The following is a 2,760-nucleotide window of genomic DNA, read 5'->3' on the forward strand; positions in this document are numbered from 1 at the left end:
CCCAGTTCATATTCTTGATGCGGCAAGAATTGGGGCAGATGTTTGCACCGTTCCGCCTTCAACAATCAAGCAATTATTCAAGCACCCACTTACTGATGCAGGGCTTCAAAAATTCTTGGAAGATTGGCAAAAAACTGGCCAGAAGATTTAATTTTTAACTATAAAAAATTTTCTTTTCAGAAAATAGTCTAATGAAAAAAAGCCAGCACTTCTAACTAAAATAAAACCTAAAAGCATAATCCAATAAAAATGGTCGTTATGCTCTAGGTATGTAAACTGAATTACTAAAGTCATTACTATTAAAGGCAAAACTGCTAACCTTGAAGCAAAGCCTAATGCAAGTAATATTGGGCAACCTAATTCAAATATTATTGCAGAAATGGCCGCAAATTCTGCTGGAAGAAACGGAACAGGGTGTTCTTCAGTAAATAAAAAAACGGCAGTTTCAAAGTCATTAAATTTTAAGATGCCGGACTTCCAAAAAATATTTGCAATCCACAGCCTTGCGACAAGTAACAATAAATGCTCTGTTTTCTCGGAGTATTTAATAAACAAATTGAAATAATTTTCTAACGCACTTTTTGTAAGTAAATTTTTCATAGCAATTAAATTTTAAGTTAGTATTTTTCTATTAATTCGGATTAAAACTTACTTGGTTACAAAAAATTAATGATCTTTAAGCTTCAAATTGAATTAGAGGAGCTACTAGCCGAAGCCCAGAAAGGCGATAAAGCTGCTTACAAAAATTTTCTAAATAAGGTTTCAGCTTACTTAAAACCAAAACTTTCAGGCAAAATATTTGATTTATCTGAGGTTGATGATGTTGTGCAAGAAATTTTAATTTCTATCCATAAAGCAAGGCATACCTATGATTTTGAAAGGCCTTTACTACCATGGATTAACTCAATAGCTTCGTATCGCGTAACGGATTATTTGAGGAAATATTATAGCAATAGAAGTAACGAAAAAGTTAATATTGATAGTTTTTTTGACATTGAAGATGAAAATTCTGTAACCAATAACAAAGATGATAACGAAATAGATATAAACCTTAATGTTTTGAAAGATAAGCAAAGGAAAGTTATAGAGCTTATGTATTTTAAGGATATGAGCGTAAAAGAAGTTTCAGCTAGTCTTAAGATTAGTGAATCAGATGTTAAGGTTACTGCTCACAGGGCTTATAAAATTTTAAGAACTAAAATTAATAATGAAAAGTAATAATTTAAATAATTTAATAAATTCATTATCTGAAGAAGCTAAATTTGAAGTTAAATATAATGCTTCAAAATCTGCCTCAATATGGCTTGTGTTTAGTGTTTTTTACATAATTTTTATTTCTTACATTTTTGGTGTAAGAGAAGACATAAATTTAATTATTAAAAATCCCCTTTATATAATTGAATTAGTGATGCTTTTTTTGGCTTTGATTTTATCTTCATTTAGTGCTTCTTTTCTTGCAAGCCCAGATTCTAAGCAAAAAAAATATTTTTTATACTCTCCTTTTTTAGCTTTTTTGGGGGTTTTAATCTCAGGTATTTTATCTCAGTTTTTTGATGGAAATTATATTGCTAATAATGCTCATAATGGCATTTATTGCTTTTCTTGCGTTGTGATATTATCGTTAATTCCATCAACTTTTTTATTTTTACAGATTAAAAAATATGCCCCTACTAAACTTAAATTTTTAGGGGTTTTAATTCTTCTTTTTTCAACCGCTATCGGTTGTTTAATTCTAAGGCTTACTGAGCCTGTAGACACCTTATTCCACATTATTATTTGGCATTACACCCCAGTGTTTATGCTTGCTTTAATTGGAATATATCTCGGAAAAAAATTTCTTTCTTGGTGAGTTAATTTTTTGTAACCAAATAAAAATTCTTACGAATATCTATGTGAAAGCTAAATTATTTTAGCTTTTTTAATCAACAATAAAAACAAAGAGGAATTATGAATAAATTACTTGCTACTACTTTAATTGGTTTAGTTGCTGCATCTTCAGCTGGCGTTGTAAACGCTATGGATATGAAGGGTTCTGAAGGCAAAGTAAAATGCTATGGTATTGCTAAAGCTGGTAAAAATGATTGTGCTTCTGCAAATGGCTCACATTCTTGTGCAGGTTCTGCAAAAACTGATAATGATGCAAATGAGTGGAAATTTGCAAATAACGCTGAAGAATGCACTAAAGCAGGTGGCAAAACTGAAGCCCCTAACTAATTAGTTTTTTTAATTTCTTCCCTCATATTATTGGGGGAAGAAAAATTATAATTATCTGTTAAAATTTTTTTAGTTTTTAATTTCTAACCCCTACTTGCAAAAACCTTCAAAAACCTTATAAAAATAGTAAACTATTTTTATAAAACTATGTCTCCAGCGAAAACTTCTACTAATAAAAAAATTGATCCAATTTCTGATCCTAATTTTGAGATAACTTCCAAGCCATTTCCAAACTCTAAAAAAATTTATGTAGCTGGGGAAATCCACAAGGATATTCGCGTTGCGATGCGTGAAATTGAGCTTTCACCAAAGGCAATGGAAGTGCCACTTAGGGTTTATGATACTTCTGGCATATACACAGATGAAAACGCTAAATTTGATATTCGCAAAGGCTTGCCGAAGCTTCGCGATAGCTGGATTCGTGCGCGTGGTGATGTTGAAGAATATGAAGGAAGGCAGGTAAAGCCTGAGGATAATGGGTATAAAAGTCATCAGTCATCAGTCATCGGTCATCAGGAATTGTTTAAATTTCCAAATAAAAAGCCT

Annotated in this window: 5 protein-coding genes; 4 read left to right on the plus strand and 1 reads right to left on the minus strand. The window is 31.2% G+C overall.

The genetic code is table 11. From position 1 onward, the window contains the following. Positions 1 to 147: 147 nt before the first annotated feature. The gene (locus SFT90_05940; protein ID MDX1950021.1) at positions 148 to 600 is read right to left on the minus strand and encodes a DoxX family protein; all 453 of its coding nucleotides are present in this window, start codon (positions 598 to 600) and stop codon (positions 148 to 150) included. A 69-nt stretch (positions 601 to 669) separates the two neighbouring features. Between SFT90_05940 and SFT90_05945 the strand changes: the two genes are divergently transcribed. The 4 genes from SFT90_05945 to SFT90_05960 form a co-directional block, all read left to right on the plus strand. Beyond that, positions 670 to 1,218: a sigma-70 family RNA polymerase sigma factor gene (locus tag SFT90_05945; GenBank protein ID MDX1950022.1), complete on the plus strand. Its 549-nt coding sequence runs from the start codon at positions 670 to 672 to the stop codon at positions 1,216 to 1,218. Beyond that, the gene (locus SFT90_05950) at positions 1,208 to 1,849 is read left to right on the plus strand and encodes an NrsF family protein (GenBank protein MDX1950023.1); all 642 of its coding nucleotides are present in this window, start codon (positions 1,208 to 1,210) and stop codon (positions 1,847 to 1,849) included. Before SFT90_05945 ends, SFT90_05950 begins: the two co-directional genes overlap by 11 nt. A 98-nt stretch (positions 1,850 to 1,947) precedes the next feature. Continuing rightward, a complete protein-coding gene (locus SFT90_05955; protein ID MDX1950024.1) occupies positions 1,948 to 2,214 on the plus strand; it encodes a DUF2282 domain-containing protein in 267 nt (88 codons plus the stop codon). Positions 2,215 to 2,361: 147 nt separating this feature from the next. Then, positions 2,362 to 2,760: hypothetical protein (locus SFT90_05960; GenBank protein MDX1950025.1), on the plus strand; the 399-nt coding region annotated here is incomplete at its 3' end.

The organism is Rickettsiales bacterium (genome assembly GCA_033762595.1).
Classification (GTDB): Bacteria; Pseudomonadota; Alphaproteobacteria; order Rickettsiales; family UBA8987; genus JANPLD01.

Excerpts from the sequence above, each read along its gene's own strand:
- SFT90_05940 (MDX1950021.1), bottom strand. The coding sequence starts at position 600 with ATGAAAAATTTACTTACAAAAAGTGCGTTAGAAAATTATTTCAATTTG.
- SFT90_05945 (MDX1950022.1), top strand. The coding sequence starts at position 670 with ATGATCTTTAAGCTTCAAATTGAATTAGAGGAGCTACTAGCCGAAGCC.
- SFT90_05950 (MDX1950023.1), top strand. The coding sequence starts at position 1,208 with ATGAAAAGTAATAATTTAAATAATTTAATAAATTCATTATCTGAAGAA.
- SFT90_05955 (MDX1950024.1), top strand. The coding sequence starts at position 1,948 with ATGAATAAATTACTTGCTACTACTTTAATTGGTTTAGTTGCTGCATCT.